Consider the following 3190-nt stretch of genomic DNA (forward strand, 5'->3'; position numbering starts at 1 on the left):
GGTGCCGAAACCGGTGTCCGGACACAAAGGCGCACGTTGCCCGGGCTTGGGGCGACCAAAACCAGAAAAAGAAGGGCCGGATCCGCGTGATACGGATCCGACCCTTCTTGTCGGTGGGCGATACTGGACTCGAACCAGTGACCTCATCGGTGTGAACGATGCGCTCTAGCCAACTGAGCTAATCGCCCCTGTCGGGCCTGTGCCCCGTCCGGCCTCGTCGGCCTGACAAGAAAAACTTTAGCGCATGTTCGGGAGTACTCGGCACACCCTGGGCCGCCCGACGGACCCACGGGCGTGTGACGGAGGTCACATAACGCCGTTCGGGTTCCCTCGAAAGGGGTCGCCCACGGCCGCGATCCCCGCAATGAGTAGGAGTTCCCGGCTTCGTGGACCCGCCCAGGACCAGCGCGAGTTGACCTTCGCGTGACGCGGGACACTCGACATGGGGAAATCTTTGGTTTCTCCTGGTCATTACAGTGACGAAGGATCGTGGTGCCGCCCCGCGGCGCGCTGGACCCGCTGGGCGGGCAGCGAGACCTCCGGTCCCATCGACCAGAAAAAAGTCTCCGTACTCACGTCATGATCCGCGGCCAGCCGCGTCGAACCAAGTGAGACGGCAACCGGCCGGCGCCCCAGGAACGTCTGGGCCGGACGAGAAAAGGTTTGGCGAACATGAACAGTAGCGACACGACTGCCACCGCCGAGCTGGGCCTGCGACTCGTGGTCCCGGAGCGCACCGCGGTTCCGCTGGTCGCGCGACTCGACTACAGCTCCGACGACCCGTACGCGATTCGCGTGGCCTTCCACACCGGCGAGGACACCCCCGTCGAGTGGATCTTCGCTCGAGAACTCCTCACCGTGGGCATCGTGCGCCCCGTCGGTGAGGGCGACGTGCGGGTGTGGCCCTCCAAGGACGAGGAGGGCGAGCGTTCGGTGAGCATCGCTCTCTCCTCACCCTTCGGCCAGGCGGAGTTCGACACCCAGGTGTCCCCCCTCGCCGAGTTCCTGCACCGCACCTACGAGATCGTCCCCGCCGGGCAGGAGGGCACCTTCGTCGACCTCGACGAGGAGATCCAGCAGCACCTCCACTCCTGATCTCCTGAGCGACCGGTCGGTGTGCGGCACCCTCCGCGGGGCGGCGCGAGCTTCGGACACCACCGACACCACGGGGAACAGAGTGAACAAGCAGAGGAGGGGACGGCGCCTGGGCTCCGTCCCCTCCTCTCGTTCCTTCAACCGTGGATCACGGGTCCACGTCCGCCGCCGAACGCTCGGCGAACACCGCCATCGCTTTGAGCGTGATCGGACCGGGTTCGGCCGACACCTCCTGGTCGTCGATGTGGAGAACCGGCTGCACGTCACGCCCGGTCGAGGTCAAGAACGCCTCGGTGATCTCGGGCAGGCGCTCCATCGGCACGTCCTCCTCCTCGCCGCCGTGCCACTCCAGGACGAGCTCGCGGGTGATCCCGGCCAGCGGTCCGGCCGACAGCGGCGGTGTGACGAGTCGTCCGTCCAGCACGACGAAGACGTTGCTCCCGGTGCCCTCGCACAGGTTCCCCGAGATGTTGCGGAAGATCGCCTCGGTGGCGCCGCGCTCCCGGGCGTAGGCCAGGGCGCGCACGTTGTCGGCGTAGGAGGTGGTCTTCAGTCCGGCGAGGGCGCCGAACTCGTTGCGCGGCCACGGGGCCAGCGCCACCTTCGTGTGCGGAGGGATCCCGGGGAAGGGGCCCAGGGCCACGATGGCGGTCTGTTCTCCCTTTCCGCGGTCCGAACCCAGCGGTCCGGCCCCATCGGTCACGGTGATGCGCACCCGCGCGTCGGTCATCTCGGGGTTGGCCGCCACCGCCCGGGCGACGCCGTCCGCGATCAGTTCCAGGTCGGGCTCGTCCATACCCAGCCCCGTGGCGGAACGGGCCAGGCGCTTCAGGTGCCGGGTGAGCGCGAACGGCCGACCGTTCTGGGCCCGCACCGTTTCGAACACTCCGTCGCCGACGGTGATGCCGTGGTCTACCACGGGAATCCGGGCGTCCTTCTCCTCCAGTACGGCGCCGCGGCCGTAGCCGGCTCCGGCGATCCACACCCTCATCTCAACCCCCAACTCTCAAGAGCCCTGCTCGGGCCGGTGTTCGCCATGAATTCTCCCACCCTCACGCCCGCCGCTACCCTCCGGCGGTGCACCTTGGCAAGTGCATTGACCGGCACCGGCCGCCGACCGGTGCTTCGGGGACTTTTTTCCCGACGTCGTCACTGGTCAGGGCGGTATGCGAGGTGGTCGGACCACCTTGTGCCCGAGGCAGTGGCCGGACAGATAAGTTACGAATGACTATCATCTGGGCAACGCTTATGCGGGACCGGAGGACAGCGCCCCCGACACCCCTTCCGCCCCGCACGGCGCCCCCGCAGAGCGCGTGCTCCACGCACTACCGACGACTGACACAGCGAAGAGAGATATGACCCCACCGAGCACCGCCCGCGGCGAACTCAGCTGGCTGCTGGACGACCTCCTGACTCGCGCCTCGGGCACACAGCACGCCATCGTCCTGTCCACCGACGGACTCCTCATGGCCACCTCCAGCGGCCTCGACCGGCCCGCCGCCGAACACCTCTCGGCGATCGCCTCCGGACTGCACAGCCTCGCGGGAGGGGCCAGTAAGCAGTTCTCGGCCGGCGACATCCGACAGAGCATCATCGAGATGGACCGGGCCTTCCTCTTCGTCGCCGCGGCCGGCGACGGGGCCTGTATGGCACTGATGGCGGACGCCGACAGTGACGTGGGCCTGATCGCCTACGAGATGAACAAGGTGATCGAACGGGTCGGCCAGTACCTGTCCGCGCCTCCGCGTCCGGACATGCCCTCCACCCCCGCGCACGTGGAGAAGTAGCTCCTGCCGCCGCGGCGGGCCGCGACGGCCTGCCTCGGCAGGGCGCGCAACCCCCTCCGAGAAGCCGATTTCGCACTTGCCCGAACATCCGCTAGAGTTCTTAACGCAGCGAGGGACGCGGTCGAGACCGCGACAAGCACTCGCCGCGCGGACGTGGCTCAGCTGGTAGAGCATCACCTTGCCAAGGTGAGGGTCGCGGGTTCGAATCCCGTCGTCCGCTCGGATGATCCGAAGCACTCACCCACCGGTGATAATCTCGGGTCGGGCCTGGAACCCTGCGTTCCGGACCACACGCGGACGTGGCTCAG

General features: G+C 67.7%; 3 protein-coding genes and 2 tRNA genes. 3 read left to right on the forward strand and 2 right to left on the reverse strand.

What is annotated here, in order from left to right; genetic code table 11:
* Nucleotides 1–114: 114 nt before the first annotated feature.
* Nucleotides 115–188 (reverse strand) — tRNA-Val (locus tag K8V84_RS05095).
* A gap of 484 nt (nt 189–672) precedes the next feature.
* Between K8V84_RS05095 and K8V84_RS05100 the strand changes: the two genes are divergently transcribed.
* Nucleotides 673–1095 carry an SsgA family sporulation/cell division regulator gene (locus K8V84_RS05100; protein ID WP_067605082.1) on the forward strand — a complete coding sequence of 141 codons (423 nt, stop codon included), beginning with the start codon at nt 673–675 and terminating at the stop codon, nt 1093–1095.
* Between the two features lie 148 nt (nt 1096–1243).
* Here K8V84_RS05100 and K8V84_RS05105 read toward each other — a convergent pair whose 3' ends face one another.
* A complete protein-coding gene (locus K8V84_RS05105) occupies nt 1244–2086 on the reverse strand; it encodes an aminotransferase class IV (RefSeq protein ID WP_304071061.1) in 843 nt (280 codons plus the stop codon).
* 364 nt (nt 2087–2450) lie between these two features.
* Here K8V84_RS05105 and K8V84_RS05110 point away from each other — a divergent pair, with 364 nt between their 5' ends.
* Nucleotides 2451–2882, forward strand: coding sequence for a roadblock/LC7 domain-containing protein (locus K8V84_RS05110; RefSeq protein WP_067605078.1), 432 nt, complete (start codon nt 2451–2453; stop codon nt 2880–2882).
* A gap of 147 nt (nt 2883–3029) precedes the next feature.
* Nucleotides 3030–3102, forward strand: a tRNA-Gly gene (locus K8V84_RS05115).
* The last annotated feature ends 88 nt before the right edge of the window (nt 3103–3190 follow it).

It is taken from the genome of Nocardiopsis listeri (assembly GCF_020741345.1).
GTDB classification, from domain to species: Bacteria; Actinomycetota; Actinomycetes; order Streptosporangiales; family Streptosporangiaceae; genus Nocardiopsis; species Nocardiopsis listeri_A.

Bases quoted from the DNA above. Each gene is read 5' to 3' on its own strand.
- K8V84_RS05100 (WP_067605082.1), top strand. From the start codon at position 673: ATGAACAGTAGCGACACGACTGCCACCGCCGAGCTGGGCCTGCGACTC.
- K8V84_RS05105 (WP_304071061.1), bottom strand. From the start codon at position 2,086: ATGAGGGTGTGGATCGCCGGAGCCGGCTACGGCCGCGGCGCCGTACTG.
- K8V84_RS05110 (WP_067605078.1), top strand. From the start codon at position 2,451: ATGACCCCACCGAGCACCGCCCGCGGCGAACTCAGCTGGCTGCTGGAC.